General features: G+C 61.8%; 16 protein-coding genes. 5 read left to right on the top strand and 11 right to left on the bottom strand.

The window, feature by feature from the left end; translation table 11 throughout:
• The first annotated feature begins 93 nt into the window (after positions 1 to 93).
• From N8H74_RS21750 to N8H74_RS21740, 3 genes are all read left to right on the top strand, one after another.
• Entirely contained in the window at positions 94 to 972 is an 879-nt protein-coding gene (locus tag N8H74_RS21750) for a LysR family transcriptional regulator (protein ID WP_262150345.1), read from the top strand.
• A gap of 89 nt (positions 973 to 1061) precedes the next feature.
• Positions 1062 to 1724, top strand: coding sequence for a M24 family metallopeptidase (locus N8H74_RS21745; RefSeq protein ID WP_262150170.1), 663 nt, complete (start codon positions 1062 to 1064; stop codon positions 1722 to 1724).
• Between the two features lie 130 nt (positions 1725 to 1854).
• Positions 1855 to 2283 carry a TOBE domain-containing protein gene (locus N8H74_RS21740; RefSeq protein ID WP_217833107.1) on the top strand — a complete coding sequence of 143 codons (429 nt, stop codon included), beginning with the start codon at positions 1855 to 1857 and terminating at the stop codon, positions 2281 to 2283.
• A 64-nt stretch (positions 2284 to 2347) separates the two neighbouring features.
• On the opposite strand, the gene N8H74_RS21735 is transcribed toward N8H74_RS21740, so the two are convergent.
• From N8H74_RS21735 to N8H74_RS21695, 9 genes are all read right to left on the bottom strand, one after another.
• A complete protein-coding gene (locus N8H74_RS21735) occupies positions 2348 to 2971 on the bottom strand; it encodes a glutathione S-transferase (protein ID WP_262150168.1) in 624 nt (207 codons plus the stop codon).
• Positions 2972 to 2980: 9 nt separating this feature from the next.
• Positions 2981 to 3613: a MarR family transcriptional regulator gene (locus N8H74_RS21730; RefSeq protein ID WP_262150164.1), complete on the bottom strand. Its 633-nt coding sequence runs from the start codon at positions 3611 to 3613 to the stop codon at positions 2981 to 2983.
• An 18-nt stretch (positions 3614 to 3631) separates the two neighbouring features.
• Positions 3632 to 4264, bottom strand: coding sequence for a hypothetical protein (locus tag N8H74_RS21725; protein ID WP_262150162.1), 633 nt, complete (start codon positions 4262 to 4264; stop codon positions 3632 to 3634).
• Positions 4265 to 4418: 154 nt separating this feature from the next.
• Positions 4419 to 5834, bottom strand: a complete 1416-nt coding sequence (locus tag N8H74_RS21720; protein WP_217833113.1) for a cytosine permease — start codon at positions 5832 to 5834, stop codon at positions 4419 to 4421.
• Between the two features lie 254 nt (positions 5835 to 6088).
• Positions 6089 to 7237, bottom strand: coding sequence for an acetylornithine deacetylase (argE, locus tag N8H74_RS21715; protein WP_262150160.1), 1149 nt, complete (start codon positions 7235 to 7237; stop codon positions 6089 to 6091).
• Positions 7234 to 7911, bottom strand: coding sequence for a DUF1028 domain-containing protein (locus N8H74_RS21710; protein ID WP_217833116.1), 678 nt, complete (start codon positions 7909 to 7911; stop codon positions 7234 to 7236). Before N8H74_RS21710 ends, argE begins: the two co-directional genes overlap by 4 nt.
• 88 nt (positions 7912 to 7999) lie before the next feature.
• The gene (locus N8H74_RS21705; protein ID WP_217833118.1) at positions 8000 to 8416 is read right to left on the bottom strand and encodes a RidA family protein; all 417 of its coding nucleotides are present in this window, start codon (positions 8414 to 8416) and stop codon (positions 8000 to 8002) included.
• A 58-nt stretch (positions 8417 to 8474) separates the two neighbouring features.
• The gene (locus N8H74_RS21700; RefSeq protein WP_262150157.1) at positions 8475 to 9779 is read right to left on the bottom strand and encodes an NAD(P)/FAD-dependent oxidoreductase; all 1305 of its coding nucleotides are present in this window, start codon (positions 9777 to 9779) and stop codon (positions 8475 to 8477) included.
• Positions 9780 to 10039: 260 nt separating this feature from the next.
• A complete protein-coding gene (locus tag N8H74_RS21695) occupies positions 10040 to 10858 on the bottom strand; it encodes an alpha/beta hydrolase (RefSeq protein WP_262150155.1) in 819 nt (272 codons plus the stop codon).
• Between the two features lie 179 nt (positions 10859 to 11037).
• Between N8H74_RS21695 and N8H74_RS21690 the strand changes: the two genes are divergently transcribed.
• On the top strand, positions 11038 to 11502 hold the full coding sequence (locus N8H74_RS21690; RefSeq protein ID WP_217833123.1) for a helix-turn-helix domain-containing protein: 465 nt from the start codon (positions 11038 to 11040) through the stop codon (positions 11500 to 11502).
• Between the two features lie 57 nt (positions 11503 to 11559).
• Here the strand turns inward: N8H74_RS21690 and N8H74_RS21685 are convergent, their stop codons facing one another.
• Together N8H74_RS21685 and N8H74_RS21680 are read right to left on the bottom strand one after the other, a co-directional pair.
• Complete coding sequence (locus tag N8H74_RS21685; protein ID WP_217833125.1) at positions 11560 to 12603, bottom strand: LLM class flavin-dependent oxidoreductase; 1044 nt, start codon at positions 12601 to 12603, stop codon at positions 11560 to 11562.
• A 69-nt stretch (positions 12604 to 12672) separates the two neighbouring features.
• Entirely contained in the window at positions 12673 to 13158 is a 486-nt protein-coding gene (locus N8H74_RS21680) for a flavin reductase family protein (protein ID WP_217833127.1), read from the bottom strand.
• A 324-nt stretch (positions 13159 to 13482) separates the two neighbouring features.
• Here N8H74_RS21680 and N8H74_RS21675 point away from each other — a divergent pair, with 324 nt between their 5' ends.
• Positions 13483 to 14892: a cytosine permease gene (locus tag N8H74_RS21675; RefSeq protein ID WP_262150153.1), complete on the top strand. Its 1410-nt coding sequence runs from the start codon at positions 13483 to 13485 to the stop codon at positions 14890 to 14892.
• The last annotated feature ends 2 nt before the right edge of the window (positions 14893 to 14894 follow it).

Genomic DNA, 14894 nt, shown 5'->3' with positions numbered 1-14894 from the left:
TGCGTGTTCAGTGGATGAGCCTAGAGTAGGGTGGTGTTTGTTTTCTGGAAACTGAATAATAAAGATCGTTTCTTTCACGATTGGAGAATGACTGTGGATCTGGTGCAGCTGGAAATCTTCAAGGCCGTTGCCGAGCACGGCAGCATCAGCGCGGCGGCGGCGCAGATCCACCGCGTACCGTCGAACCTGACCACGCGGATCAAGCAGCTTGAACAGGATCTGGGCGTCGATCTGTTCATTCGCGAGAAGAGCCGCTTGCGCTTGTCGCCGGCCGGCTGGAGCTTTCTCGAATACGCGCGACGGATTCTCGATCTGGTGCAGGAAGCCCGGGCCACCGTGGCTGGCGAAGAACCGCAAGGCGCGTTTGCCCTCGGCTCGCTGGAAAGCACAGCGGCGGTGCGTATCCCCGAATTACTGGCGGCGTACAACCAGAAGCACCCGAAAGTCGATCTGGACCTGTCCACCGGCCCGTCCGGGACGATGATCGACGGCGTGCTGTCCGGCCGACTCGCGGCTGCCTTCGTCGACGGCCCGGTGCTGCACCCGTCGCTGGAGGGCGTGCCGGCGTTCGAGGAGGAAATGGTCATCATCGCGCCGCTCAATCACCCGCCGATCCAGCGCGCGGCGGATGTGAACGGTGCGAGCATCTATGCGTTCCGTTCGAACTGCTCCTACCGTCATCATTTCGAAAAGTGGTTCAGCACCGACGCCGCGGTGCCCGGCAAGATCTTCGAAATGGAGTCCTACCACGGCATGCTCGCCTGCGTCAGCGCCGGCGCGGGTCTGGCCTTGATGCCGCGCAAAATGCTGCAGAGCATGCCGGGGTGCGCGACCGTCAGCGTCTGGCCGCTGGCGGCGGATTTTCGTTTCCTGACCACCTGGCTGGTGTGGCGGCGGGGGATGGTGTCGCGCAGTCTGAGCAGTTTCGTGCAGTTGTTGGAGGCGCGGGGAGTGGTGCGGGAACAGAGTTGATTGACACCTTGTGTCATCGCTCGGTTAGTATCGCAATATACAAATCTATATAGCGTTTCATCCCTGCAGATCAGTACAAGGAAAAAGCGATGAGCACGGCCCTGAGCGGCAAAGAAGCGGTAGGCGAACGTTTTGTGCTGGAGAGCATGCGTCATGCCCAGCAATTGACCTGGAAAGCCGTCGACGAAATTGCCAGGGTGATCAAACCCGGCATGCTCGAGTCCGAAGCGCAGGCCCAGGGCAAACAGATTCTTGCGCAACTGGGCATGGACCGGATCTGGCATCCGCTGCTGATCCGCTTCGGCGCCAATACGCTCAAGACCTTCAAACAGCGCTCCGATGGCGACCCGGTGCTGGGTGAAGAGGACATCTTCTTTATCGACATGGGGGTGGTCTGGCAGGGGCATGAAGGGGACGCCGGGGCCACGTTCACCACCGGCGCCGATCCACAAATGATTGCCTGTGCTGCGGCGGCCAAAGAACTATTCGTGCGTGTCGAGGCGTTGTGGCGCGAGGGCGTCTGCGGCACCGAGCTCTACCGCTACGCCGCCGAGCAGGCGCAGGCGATGGGCTGGGAATTGAATCTGGACATCAAGGGCCATCGGGTCAGCGATTTTCCTCACGCGATTTATCGCGGTGGCGACCTCGGCGATTTCGAGGGCCGGCCGAACGCAGGCGTGTGGATTCTGGAAATCCAGATTGCCCATCCCGAGCTTCCGTATGGCGCCTTTTATGAAGACCTGCTGATCTGACTGCTAGAGTCAGATGTCTTGGGTCCTGGTGCCAGGCATGAAGCACGCGCCGTAGTTGAATCTACAGGGCGCTTGCCGGATGATACAGGTCGTTTCCTAACTCGAAAGTCAAAAAAAGAGGACGCCCGTCATGAAAGTCAGTGCCCGTAACGTATTCAAAGGCCAGGTCAGCCAGGTTCAGGAAGGCTCGGTCAACGCCGAAGTTGTGTTGACCCTGGCGGGTGGCGAGAAACTGGTTGCGGTGGTGACCCTGGCCAGTCTCAAGAGCCTGGGCATCGCGGTTGGCAAAGAGGCGGTCGCGCTGGTCAAGGCGCCCTGGGTGATGCTGATGACCGAAGCCAGCGACATCCGTCTGTCTGCCCGCAACTGCCTGCAAGGCAAGGTGCTGAGCGTCACCGATGGCGCGGTCAACGCCGAAGTGGTGATCGAGCTGGCCGGTGGCTCGAAGGTCTATTCGATCGTGACCCGCGATGCGGTGACCGAGCTGGGCCTGGCGGCGGGTGTCAGCGCGACGGCGGTGATCAAGGCGTCCCATATCATTCTGGGTGTGCCGGCCTGACAAGCAGCGGATTTACGACAATGCCGGGGTCTTTCACAGATCCCGGCATTTTTTATGGAACCCCTCAAGGCGTGCCGTTGCGCCCATACCGACGATAACCGGGGCGCTGGTTCAAGCGCTCGTAATAAGCACTCACCGCCGGCAGGTGTGGATGCTCGAACGGTGTCTCGAACCAGCGATTGACCGACAGTCCGATGGGAATGTCGGCGAGCGAGAACTGCTCGCCGCCGACGTAGGCGCCGGTCTTCTCCAGTTGCCGGTCGAGGATTGCCATGCTCCGTGACCAGGCTTCACGGCCCGCCACCAATGCGCCGCTGTCCTGATGATCCGGCGACTTGCGTACCAGCGACAGAAACGCGTATGACCACGAGCGGTTCAGCTCCGAAGCCTGCCAGTCGATCCACTGATCGACGCGCGCCCGTGCCTGCGCTTCGGTCGGGTAGATGTGTGCGCCGTCGTAGCGTGCCACCAGATAACGAATGATCGAATTGGATTCCCACAGCGTGAAATCGCCGTCCTTGATCACTGGCACCATGGCGCAGGGATTGAGGGCGAGAAACTCCGGCGTGTGGGTTGACTTGAAACCCGAGCCCCAGTCTTCACGTTCGAAGGGAATATCCAGTTCGGCGCAGGTCCACAGCACTTTGCGCACGTTGATCGATGAAGCCTTGCCGAGTATCTGCAGCATATCCTTGCCCTATTGATCGTGTGAGTGGGGTGTCTCGGCCTTGAGCGCAAAGCGACAGACATTCCCCCCGCGCAGCATGCATTCCAGGTGTTCGGTTTCGCCACCCCCCAATGTGCCGATCAACGCCAGGTCGAGTTCGCACACCACCGGATGCACTTTGGCCAGGTGATGGAACACGCAGTTGTGAGCGACGATCTGCGGCTCGTCTGCCGAGCGGAAAAACACCTCGGCCTGATAGCCCGCGCGATTCATGTGCTCGACGATCCGTGCCTCATCGACAACGTGGTGTTCAAGATCACCCGCCATTTTGCGCCCCAGATTGCGCATCAGGTCCTTGAGCGCATCTGCGCCCATCAGGCCTGCGACCTCTTCGATCAGCAGGTTCGCCAGCAGCGGATATTGCCGGGGAAACGCTTCCTTGGCCTGTTCCGTCAGCTGATGCAGATGCTCGGGACGGCGCCCGGTGGGGCGCGTGCCGCCGCGCATCACCAGACCGTCGCGCTCCAGGGCTGCCAGATGCTGGCGCACAGCCGTGCGTGTGATCGCCAGGCTGTGGGCCAGATCATCGATGCTCATGCCCGCCGGTTCGTAGAGCAAGGCGTGCAGCAGATCCTGTTGGGTGCGACCCAGTCCTTCGAGCATCGGCATGCCTCCCGTGGGCTAGCGGAACTTGTCCGGAAACTGCTTGACCAGTGCCCCGGTCAAGGCATCGGCGAGGTTGAGTATATGCGTGCGCATCATCTGCCAGGTCTGCGCCTCGCCGGCGTAGTCATTTGAGGCCAATTGATCGATCTGCGCCACATGATGCCCGCCGTGGGCGCTGAGCAAGGCGTTCAGGGTCGGCTCGGGCAGGTAGGGATTGGCCTTGGCCAGAAACGCGGCAATCGCCTTGGCGTTCGAGGTCAGATCGTTGACCGCCGCCTGTTTGCCGGCGGAGTCCCTGGCGACCGTCGCATCGCTGTAATGCTTGACCGCGCCCCAGTGACCGGCCAGCAGTTTGAGCAACTGATCGGCCGCCGGCTGGCCGTAGAGCGGGGCGATGCTGTTGGCGATGGCAGTGGCGTTGCTCACCACTTCTTTGGTCGCAAGGTCGGCGGCCTTGTGGTTGCCGGCCTGATTGGCGACGGCGTAATTGCGGATCCAGAAGATGTGTTCGCCCCACAGGTCGCGCAAGTCGAGGCGCGTGGTCAGGGCGGCGGAGTCCGTGGTGGGGGAGGCAGGCGGGGCGGTCTGGCTCCAGGCCGGTTGAGCGAGCAGGGCAATCAACAGCAATGTCGCGATCTTGATGTTCATGGCAGCACCCTCGAAGGTGAGATGTTCAACAAGAGTAATTTAAGCATCAAAATATGTTTTTATTGGTCCGCCATCGATTAACCGATCAATGGTCACAGACGCACAAAAGCCGAAGGCCCTCGCATGAAGGGCCTTCGGCTTTTTCGCGGCACGGTTACAGGCTGCTCGCCAGTTTCCCGCTCGACAACCGCCGACGGTAGGCACTGTCACGATTGGCCAGCCAGAAATACAGCGGCGACGTCACCAGCAAGCCCACCAGCCACGACAGGTCGGCGCCGTTGATGTGTGCCGACACCGGGCCAACGTACAGCGGCGTGTTCATGAACGGAATCTGCACGGCGATGCCGATTGCATAGGCCAGCAACGCCTGCGGGTTGTAGCGCCCGTAGATACCGCCGTCGACCTGGAAGATCGAACCGATGTCGTACCGGCCTTTGTGGATGGCGTAGAAGTCGATCAGGTTGATCGCAGTCCACGGCACCAACACCACGAGCAGCACCAGCACCATGTCGACGAAGTGACCGATGAAGTCCGCCGAGGCGCCGACGGCGGCGAAACAGCAGGCGGCGAGGACGATGATCGATATCACCGCGCGGCTTTTCGCGGTGGGGATCCAGCGGTAGGCGAAAGTCTGTACCAGCGTAATCAGCGACAACACCGCGCCGTACAGGTTGAGGGCGTTGTGGCTGATGACGCTGAGCAGAAACAGCACCAGCATCAGCGGGCCGATGGCGCCGGTGGCGAGTTTCACCGCGTCCATGGTGTCCATGCCCACCGGCGTCGCCAGCACCGCGACGGCGCCGAACACGAACGACAGGCTCGAGCCCAGCGCCGAACCCAGATACGTGGTCCAGAACGTCGCCGCCACGGGTACGTTGGCCGGCAGGTAGCGCGAGTAGTCGGAAACGTATGGTGCGAACGCGATTTGCCACAACGCCGCCAGCGACACCGTGGCGAGCCAGCCAGAGAGATTGAAGCTGCCACGAGTGAGGAAGTCGTCGGTCTGGATGTGGGTCAGGATGTAGCCGAAGCCGATCACGATGCCGATCCCCAGCACCCAGGTGCCGATGCGGTTGAGCACATGGATGAAGCGGTAGCCGATGATGCCGATGATCCCCGAACCGAGGGCGCCGATGACGATGCCGACCGGCACTGGAACGCTGTCGACCACGCCATGCAGCGACTTGCCGGCCAGAACGATGTTGGACGCGAAGAAACCGATGTACATGACGCCGGCAATCAGCACCACCAGCAGCGCACCGAGGGAGCCGAATTGCGCACGGCTCTGGATCATCTGCGGAATGCCCATCTGTGGGCCTTGGGCCGAATGCAGCGCCATCAGCACGCCGCCGACCAGGTGACCGACGAGAATGGCGACGATGCCCCACACCAGATTCAGATGGAACAACTGAACGCCGAGGGCGCCGGTGACGATGGGCAGCGGCGCGATGTTGCCACCGAACCAGAGGGTGAACAGATCCCGGACTTTTCCGTGGCGATCCTCGGGAGGCACATAGCCGATCGTGTGTTTTTCAATGAGTGGTGCGCTGGTTGTTGCAGAGCTGGACATGAGAACTCCAAGGCAAGGACGAGTACGTGGACGTACTTCAGTGAGCGCCGCGCGGGGCGACGCATTTCTTGTTGGAGCCGATCATGTGCAATGCATCGGGAGAGATAAATTAGTAGTTTTGTTGCTTCAAGCCCTAAAAAAAGTAAGCCGCCGGATCGCTGGATTTCACTCGGACAGCCGCCTTCGCCAGCCCTGAAAACGAGCTGCCGAAGGCGGCGACTGGCTGATTTTCGGGGACGGCCCGCTCGCGGATTTCAGGCGCGAATGAACGCCAGTATCCGCTGCAGCATCCCGTCGCAGGCATGCACTTGGGAGAGGCTGACGAACTCGTCGGGCTTGTGTCCCTGATCCATGCTGCCCGGCCCGCAGACCACCGTGGGAATGCCCGCCGCATCAAACAATCCGCCCTCGGTGCCGAACGCCACGGTGCCGAAATCCTTCGAACCGCAGAAGGCCGCGATCAGCTCGGCCGCCTGGCTCTGTGCATCGGTCACCAGGCCCGGATACGCCGACAACTCGCTGAAGCGGATCTCGCTTTGCTCGCTGACCGCACGCATGCGCGGCAGCACTTGCTGCTCGGCGAACGCCTTGAGTTGTTCCGCGACCTGCGCCGGATCCTGCGAGGGCAGGGCGCGGACTTCGAAGTCGAAACGGCAATCGGCAGGCACGATGTTCAGCGCCTTGCCGCCGCTGATCACGCCGGTCTGCACCGTGGTGTAGGGCGGGTCGAAGCGCGGGTCGTGAGGCCCGGCCCTGAGCTGTTGGCCAAGGCGTCCCAGCTCGCCGATCAGCTCGGCGGCGTACTCGATGGCGTTCACCCCGCTCGGGGCGTAGGCCGAATGGCAGGCATGGCCGTGGACATCGCAACGCATTGCCAGTTTGCCCTTGTGGCCGAGTACCGGTTTGAGCTGCGTCGGTTCGCCGATGATGCACAGCAGCGGTTTGACCGGACGTTGTTCCAGCGCCGCCAGCAGCGAACGCACGCCGAGGCAGCCGACCTCTTCGTCATAGGACAGGGCGATGTGAACGGGCAGGCGCAACGACGTCTCGACCAGCGAAGGCACCAACGCCAGCACGCAGGCAATGTAGCCCTTCATGTCCGCGGTGCCGCGCCCGTACAGCTTGCCGTCGCGCTCGCTGAGTTCGAACGGCGGCAGCGTCCAGGGCTGGCCGTCGACCGGCACCACGTCGGTGTGCCCGGACAGCACGATGCCCGGCAGATGGGCCGGGCCGAGGGTGGCGAACAGATTGGCCTTGCTGCGCTCGGTGTTGTAGATCAACTCGCACGGCACATCGAACCCGGCGAGGTAGTCGCGGACGAACTCGATCAGGTGCAGGTTGGACTCGCGGCTGGTGGTGTCGAAGCCCACCAGCGTTCTGAGCAGCTCGACGCTGGAGCTCATCGATCGTCTCCGGCAACCCCATAACCCGGCGCCTTGGCCGGGTCGAGGGCGCGGTCGATGTAGTCCTGCAATTGCGGACGGTAGGCATCCCACAGGCGTTGTAATTGACCGATCGGGTCTTCATCGGCCCAGTCCACCCGCAGGTTGACGATTGGCCAGGTCAGTTCGCCGACCACCACGACCGCCGCCGAATGCACCGGACCGGCTTCGCCACCGCGGGCCTGACCGGCCTGCAGGGCTCTGATCAGACGATCGGCCAACTGACCTTCGCCGTCCTCGAATGCGCTGACCATGGCTTCGATCACCGCGCGTCCGGCGAGCATGTTGCCAGCGGCCACGCACTGATCGCCGGACACGGCGTTGTGTACGCCGAGGGTTTGCCCGCCGCTGAAGTGCGCCGTCTGGCCGAGGTGATTGATCGCGATGATCTGCCGGTACTGGCTGTAGCCGTTGCGGGCCAGTACCTTGTCCAGCGCGGCGTCGGGCGCGAGGCCTTGCTCCATCAGCGCGAGGACTTCCGGGCCGAGGGACGGCAGGGTGATGTTCTGGCTCGAGACCGCGCCGACCCCTGGCAGCAACCATGGGCAACGAGCGCCGACGGCGATGCTCGACGAACTGATGGCGATGCCGAACTGACCGGTTTCGGGGCAGCGGGCAGCGATGGAAAATGTCATGTCTTTACTCCTGTTCGACTTGAGAGCGAGGGGCCTGGACCAGCCCTTCGCGGGCAAGCCCGCGAAGGGCTCGACCCGGTGCGCCTGCTTACTCGGGAATCACGGCTACCACATCGATCTCCATCAGCCACTGCGGCTGACCGAGCGCCGACACCACCAGCCCGGTGGAAATCGGGAACACCCCTTTGAGCCATTTGCCGACTTCCTGATACACCGGCTCGCGGTAGCGCGGGTCGATCAGGTAGGTGGTGGTCTTGACGATGTGGCTCAGGTCGCTGCCGGCCTCTTCCAGCAGTTGCTTGACGTTGCGCATGGCCTGCTCGGTCTGCGCGCGCGGGTCGCCGAGGCCCACCAGTTGCCCGTCGAAATCGGTGCCGACCTGACCGCGCACGTACACGGTGTTGCCGGCGCGCACGGCCTGGCACAAATCGTTATCGAGGGTCTGGTTCGGGTAGGTGTCCTTGGTGTTGAACATGCGAATACGGGTGTGGGTTGGCTGGCTCATGTGAAGCTCCTGACGAAATCTGGCCCGGCGCAACCGGCGCCGGTACGGAATGGGGTGATCAAGCGTCGACGGTGTCGGCCGTTTTGCTGTGCGCGGCCTCGCGCTGACCGGCATCGCGATAGTCCAGGTACTTGCGCTGGGTGGCGATGTGGTCGGCGACGTGCTTGGCGTCGTGCCACACGCCCCAGATGAACGACGAGCCGCGCCGCGACTGCCAAGGCAACCCGAGGAAGTAAATGCCCGACTCGCTGGACACCCCACGCTGATGTTGTGGCTTGCCGTTGGCATCGAACGCCGCGACCTTCAGCCAGGCGTAATCCACGGCGAACCCGGTGGCCCAGATGATCGACGTGATGCCGGCCTCGGCCAGATCCAGACTGGCGAGGGGATGCTTCACACAGTCAGGATCGGGATAGGTTTCCCGCGCCTCAGGCTCCAGCGGCAGGTCCAGGCCGTTGCGTTCGATGTAGGCGTCGGCGGCATCGAGCAGCGCCAGGTAGTTCTCGTCGCCGCGCTTGAGGTTGTCGAGCAGATCCTGCTTGAACGTCACCACGCCGTCGTTGAACGATTCGGTCACGCCGACCAGGGTCATGCCGCGATGGGCCAGGCCCCGGAAGTCGATGGTGCGACCGCCGTGGGCACCGCTGACGGCGATGGTCACGTGCTCGCGGCCAGGTTTCATCGCGGCCTGATCCCACTCGCCAAGCACGCCGAGCCACCAGCAGAAATCGCGGTTGCGGTAGGCACGGGGAGGGCGGTCATGGGCGCCGACCGAGAGGTAGACCTGCTTGCCCGAACGCTGCAGTTCGTCGGCGATCTGCACGCCTGAAGAACCGGCACCGACTACCAGTACCGCGCCCTGAGGCAGTTGCTGCGGGTTGCGGTAATCGGCCGAGTGGATCTGCAACAGACGCGTGTCCTTTGGCGCAATCGCCGGGATCACCGGACGCTGGAACGGGCCGGTCGCCGCGACGACGCGCGCGGCTTCGATCACGCCGTCGGACGTTTCGACGGTGAAGCCCGGACGGCCGACATTACGCTGCACACTCTTCACTTCGACGCCGGTACGGACTGGCGCGTTGAATTTCTTCGCATAGGCTTCGAAGTAATCGGCGACGCGCTCCTTGTGGGCGAAACCGTCCGGATCGACGTCATCGAATTCCATCCCCGGAAAGCGGTCGTGCCACGCCGGGCCGTTGGCGACCAACGAATCCCAGCGCCCGGTGCGCCAGCGTTCGGCGATGCGGTTGCGCTCCAGAACCAGGTGCGGCACGCCCAGTTTGCTCAGGTGTTCACTCATGGCCACACCCGCTTGACCGGCACCGACAACAAGCGTGTCTGTTTTTATTATTTCAGTGGTCATCTCTAATCCTTTCTCACGAGGCAGTTGGATTCAGGCCGCTGTCGACCTGTTCTCTGTGCTTGGGATCAGACTAGGGAGGGGGTGGGTATCGGTAAAATATTATTAAGCTGGGATGTGAAGATAAAAACGTGATGCAGAGGCCTGCAAGGCCCGTAAATACGGGGCGCCGGTCAATGGCTTGACCCTGCGTGTGGACAAAAAAAGGGACGCCGACAAGGGTGCCGGTGTCCCTTTTTTCGGGTGCTCAGTTCACTTCGAACTCAGCGATTGAGAAAGCCCAGCAGGTCTTCGTTCAACTGTTGTGCGTGGGTCACGGCAAAACCGTGCGGCGCGCCGCTGTAGACCTTCAATTCGGCACCCTTGATCTGCTCGGCGGCTTTCTTGCCGGTGGTTGCGAACGGCACGATCTGGTCGCCGTCGCCATGGATCACCAGGGTCGGCACGTCGATCTTCGCCATGTCCGGGCGGAAATCGGTTTCCGAGAACGCAGTCACGCAGTCCACGGTGCCCTTGAGCGAGGCCAGCAGGGCGATGTTCAGGGTTTGCGTCAGCACGCCATCGGAGACTTTCTGGCCCTGGTTGGTGCCATAGAACGGTGCAGCGAAATCGGCGATGAACTGCGCACGATCCTTCAACAGACCAGCCTTGATGCCATCGAATACCGCTTTGTCGACGCCCTCGGCGAAGTCGGCTTTCTGCCCGAACAACGGCGTCACCGCGCCCAGCAACACCAGTCCGGCAACCCGCTCGCTGCCGTGACGGGCGATGTAACGACTGACATCACCTCCGCCCATGGAGAAGCCGACCAGGGTCACGTCACGCAGGTCCAGGTGCTCGATCAGTTGTGCGATGTCGTCGGCGAAAGTGTCGTAGTCATAACCGTTCCACGGTTGCCCGGAGCGGCCGAAACCCCGACGGTCGAAGGCGATGGTGCGGTAGCCACGGCTGCTCAGGTACTCCATCTGGTATTCCCACATGTCGGCGTCCAGCGGCCAGCCATGGCTGAACAACACGGGCTTGCCGCTGCCCCAGTCCTTGTAATAGATCTCGGTGCCGTCTTGGGTGGTGAACGTGCTCATGGGAACTCCTTGTGTCAGGGATCGCGGATGCCGGGATGGCAGCGTTGACTATCCTCGCAACGTGCGCCGGCCACTTGTACGCAAGTGCTAAGTTTCAGGTCGGGAAAGGCAGCCGCTGTCGATCAAGGGTTGTAAGATGCAACCGCATCGACTTTGCTGTTTTGCTGGAGACACCTGAAATGAAGCGCAAAAGCTTTGAAGGCAACATCTGCCCGGTTGCCCGCACGCTGGATCTGATCGGCGACTGGTGGTCGCTGCTGATCATCCGTGATGCGCTGGACGGGGTTCGCCGTTTCGGTGATTTTCAGAAGAGCCTGGACATCGCCAAGAACATGCTCAGCACCCGCCTCAAGGGGCTGGTTGAAACGGGCATCCTGCAACTGGTGCCGGCGTCCGATGGCAGTGCCTATAAAGAGTACGTGCTGACGGAAAAGGGCCGCGCGTTGCAGACCGTGATCGTTGCGCTGTCGCAGTGGGGCGGGGAGTTTCTGTTCGAGACGGATGAGTCGGGGTCGGTGATGGTCGACGCACAGAAGCGCAAGCCGATCAGGAAAATCCAACTGTTGTCGGCCGATGGCCGTGTGCTGGCGCCCGAGGACGTGGCGACCCGGGTGGGCGGTACGGCGGAACGACGCCACGCTTGATAAAAACGCCCCGAACCCGTCGGGGCGTTTTCATGGGGTCAACGGTCAGCCCGGTGCTCAGCGAAACGCCGGCACCACATGCTTGATAAACAGCTCCAGCGATTTCTTCTTCTCGGCGTGGGGCAGGCTGTTGTCACACCAGAAGCTGAACTCGTCCACGCCCAGTTCCTGGTAGTACTTGATGCGCGGAATGATTTCTTCCGGCGTACCGATCATCGCGGTCTTGTGCAGGCTTTCCAGTTCGAACTCCGGGCGGCCGGCGAACTTTTCTTCCGGGCTTGGCGCGAGGAAGCCGTTGACCGGCACTTCCTTGTTGCCGAACCACGCATCGAAGGTGCGATAGAAGCGCGAGATCGCCTTGGCGCCGACCTTCCAGCCTTCCGGATCGTCTTTAGCGTGAACGTGGGTGTGGCGCAGCACCATCAGTTGCGGGCGCGGCACGCCAGGGTTGTTATCCAGCGCGGTCTGGAATTTGTTTTTCAGGTCGAGGACTTCTTCGTCGCCTTTCATCAGCGGCGTGACCATGACGTTGCAGCCATTGGCCACGGCGAAGTTGTGCGAGTCCGGGTCGCGGGCGGCGATCCACATCGGCGGATTCGGCTTCTGCACCGGTTTTGGCACGCTGGTGGAGGTGGGGAATTTCCAGATGTCGCCGTCGTGGGCGTAGTCGCCTTGCCACAGGGCGCGAACCACCGGAACCATTTCCCGCAGCGCCTGGCCGCCGGAGGAGGCCGGCATGCCGCCGGCCATGCGGTCGAATTCAACCTGATAGGCACCACGGGCCAGGCCGACTTCCATCCGCCCGTTGCTGATCACGTCGAGCAGCGCGCATTCACCGGCCACCCGCAGCGGGTGCCAGAACGGCGCGATGATGGTGCCGGCGCCCAGGTGAATGGTGGTGGTCTTGGCCGCAAGATACGCCAGCAGCGGCATCGGGCTCGGCGAGATGGTGTATTCCATGGCGTGGTGTTCGCCGATCCACACGGTACTGAAACCGCCGGCCTCGGCCATCAACGTCAGTTCGGTCAGGTCTTCGAACAGTTGACGGTGGCTGACGCTTTCGTCCCAGCGTTCCATGTGTACGAACAGGGAAAATTTCATGACGCTACCTCTGATCTCTTGTTGGCGGCCGGTCGCTTGCAGGCCTGTTGTAAAGGGAAGTGGTCAGGCTCAGGCGAACGCGGGCAGGGCGCCCATCTTGCCGTGGCAATACACCAGCGGGCCGGCGTTCTGCTCGGGCACGATCAGGTTCTTCACCGCGCCGACCATGATGGCGTGGTCGCCGCCTTCGTATTCGCGCCACAACTCACATTCGATGATAGCTGTCGCATTGGCCAGGATCGGGTTGCCCAGTTCGCTCAATGTCCACTCGATGCCTTGTGCCTTGTCCTTGCCTTTACGGGCGAAGGCGTAGGCTTCGCTCTGCTGGCCGCCAGACAGGAAGTGAATGGCAAAGCGCTTGTTCTTGATCAGCACCGGGTAGGAGTCGGAGCTGTAGTTGGGGCAGAACAGCACCAGGGCCGGGTCCATCGACAGCGAGCTGAAAGCGCTGGCGGTCAGGCCGACGATCTGGCCGTCGTCATCCAGGGTGGTGATGACGGTGACGCCGGACGGGAACGAGCCCATGACTTGTTTGTAGATGGCAGCATCGATCATTGGACAATCCTCGAATGCGGTGGAGCGGGTTTTTATGTGTTTGTAGGTCTGATGGTATACCGTAATACATCGATTGCAAGGTCTTTTTCAGTGAAACGATAAAGCGCGTCGTTTCGTCGGAAACTCAGGGTTTACGGGGCTTTTTTGATCTCCTGTCAGCCCCGGATTCCGGGAAGATGGCGGATCAGTTGTCGATGAAAACAGCAGATCAGTCTTGTGCAAAGTTTGGAATACCATAATATGGTGTTCGCCTGAGGGGGCAGAAAAAGCCCCCTGGTTTGGCTTCATACAAAGATAAGAACAGACAAACTCGAGTTCATGCACATGCCCCAGATGTCCCGGCAAGACCCGTTGATCGAGAATCACACAGTCGATTACGTCCCACTCGCGGAACGCCACGGGAAGGCCCGCGATCTGTTCACGCTCTGGTTCAGTACCAACATTGCGCCACTGCCCATCGTCACCGGCGCCATGGTGGTTCAGGTGTTTCATCTGGACCTGTTCTGGGGGCTGCTGGCGATTGCGCTGGGGCACATGATCGGCGGCCTGGTGATCGCTCTCGCGTCGGCCCAGGGACCGCGCATGGGCATTCCGCAGATGGTGCAGAGTCGTGGTCAGTTCGGTCGTTACGGCGCGCTGCTGATCGTGTTTTTCGCGGCGATCATCTACGTCGGTTTCTTCATTTCCAACATTGTGCTGGCGGGCAAGTCCATTGTCGGCATCGCGCCATCGGTGCCGGCGCCGCTGAGCATTCTGATCGGCGCACTGAGCGCCACGGCCATCGGCGTCATCGGTTACAACTTCATCCATACGCTGAACCGCATCGGCACCTGGGTGATGGGCAGCGCGTTGCTCGCCGGGTTCATCTACATCTTCGGCCATGATCTGCCGGCGGACTTCTTCACCCGTGGCAGCTTCAACCTGTCCGGCTGGCTGGCGACCGTGTCGCTGGGGATCATCTGGCAGATCAGTTTCTCGCCGTACGTGTCCGACTACTCGCGTTACCTGCCGGCGGACATTGGCATCAGCAAGCCGTTTTTCGCCACCTACCTGGGGGCGACGCTGGGCACCATTCTGTCGTTCACCTTCGGTGCGGTGGCGGTGCTGGCGACCCCGGAAGGCACCGAGGCGATGGCGGCGGTCAAGCAGTCCACCGGATGGCTGGGACCGATTCTGATGGTGCTGTTCCTGCTCAACATCATCAGCCACAACGCACTGAATCTGTACGGCGCGGTGCTGTCGATCATTACCTCGATCCAGACCTTCGCCAGCCAGTGGACACCGAGCATCAAAGTGCGCGTGGTGCTGTCGAGCGTGATCCTGGCCGGTTGCTGCGTGGTGGCGCTGGGCGCGTCGGCAGACTTCATTTCCGAGTTCATCGGCCTGATCATGGCGCTGCTGTTGGTGCTGGTGCCATGGGCCTCGATCAACCTGATCGACTTCTACCTGATCAAGCGCGGCAGCTACGACATCGCCTCGATCTTCCGCGCCGACGGCGGGATCTACGGACATTTCAACCTGCACGCGATCATTGCCTATTTCATCGGCATCATCGTCCAGTTGCCGTTCGCCAACACCTCGTTGTACGTCGGCCCCTACGCCAATCTGGTGGACGGTGCGGATCTGTCCTGGCTGGTCGGGCTGATCGTCACGTGCCCGTTGTATTACTGCCTCGCGACGCGTGGCCAGACCCGTCAGCAGAGCAGGGCGGCGCGGTTGGGCTATACCGACTGACT

The sequence above is a fragment of the Pseudomonas sp. B2M1-30 genome (assembly GCF_025447575.1).
Classification (GTDB): domain Bacteria; phylum Pseudomonadota; class Gammaproteobacteria; order Pseudomonadales; family Pseudomonadaceae; genus Aquipseudomonas; species Aquipseudomonas botevensis.
This window is presented reverse-complemented; position numbering and strand designations above follow the sequence as displayed.

What these genes read in the sequence shown, in the direction of transcription:
- argE (WP_262150160.1), bottom strand. Translation starts at nt 7,237, where the DNA reads ATGAGCTCCAGCGTCGAGCTGCTCAGAACGCTGGTGGGCTTCGACACC.
- N8H74_RS21710 (WP_217833116.1), bottom strand. Translation starts at nt 7,911, where the DNA reads ATGACATTTTCCATCGCTGCCCGCTGCCCCGAAACCGGTCAGTTCGGC.
- N8H74_RS21695 (WP_262150155.1), bottom strand. Translation starts at nt 10,858, where the DNA reads ATGAGCACGTTCACCACCCAAGACGGCACCGAGATCTATTACAAGGAC.
- N8H74_RS21675 (WP_262150153.1), top strand. Translation starts at nt 13,483, where the DNA reads ATGCCCCAGATGTCCCGGCAAGACCCGTTGATCGAGAATCACACAGTC.
- N8H74_RS21730 (WP_262150164.1), bottom strand. Translation starts at nt 3,613, where the DNA reads ATGCTCGAAGGACTGGGTCGCACCCAACAGGATCTGCTGCACGCCTTG.
- N8H74_RS21690 (WP_217833123.1), top strand. Translation starts at nt 11,038, where the DNA reads ATGAAGCGCAAAAGCTTTGAAGGCAACATCTGCCCGGTTGCCCGCACG.
- N8H74_RS21685 (WP_217833125.1), bottom strand. Translation starts at nt 12,603, where the DNA reads ATGAAATTTTCCCTGTTCGTACACATGGAACGCTGGGACGAAAGCGTC.
- N8H74_RS21740 (WP_217833107.1), top strand. Translation starts at nt 1,855, where the DNA reads ATGAAAGTCAGTGCCCGTAACGTATTCAAAGGCCAGGTCAGCCAGGTT.
- N8H74_RS21700 (WP_262150157.1), bottom strand. Translation starts at nt 9,779, where the DNA reads ATGACCACTGAAATAATAAAAACAGACACGCTTGTTGTCGGTGCCGGT.
- N8H74_RS21745 (WP_262150170.1), top strand. Translation starts at nt 1,062, where the DNA reads ATGAGCACGGCCCTGAGCGGCAAAGAAGCGGTAGGCGAACGTTTTGTG.
- N8H74_RS21680 (WP_217833127.1), bottom strand. Translation starts at nt 13,158, where the DNA reads ATGATCGATGCTGCCATCTACAAACAAGTCATGGGCTCGTTCCCGTCC.
- N8H74_RS21705 (WP_217833118.1), bottom strand. Translation starts at nt 8,416, where the DNA reads ATGAGCCAGCCAACCCACACCCGTATTCGCATGTTCAACACCAAGGAC.
- N8H74_RS21720 (WP_217833113.1), bottom strand. Translation starts at nt 5,834, where the DNA reads ATGTCCAGCTCTGCAACAACCAGCGCACCACTCATTGAAAAACACACG.
- N8H74_RS21735 (WP_262150168.1), bottom strand. Translation starts at nt 2,971, where the DNA reads ATGCTGCAGATACTCGGCAAGGCTTCATCGATCAACGTGCGCAAAGTG.
- N8H74_RS21725 (WP_262150162.1), bottom strand. Translation starts at nt 4,264, where the DNA reads ATGAACATCAAGATCGCGACATTGCTGTTGATTGCCCTGCTCGCTCAA.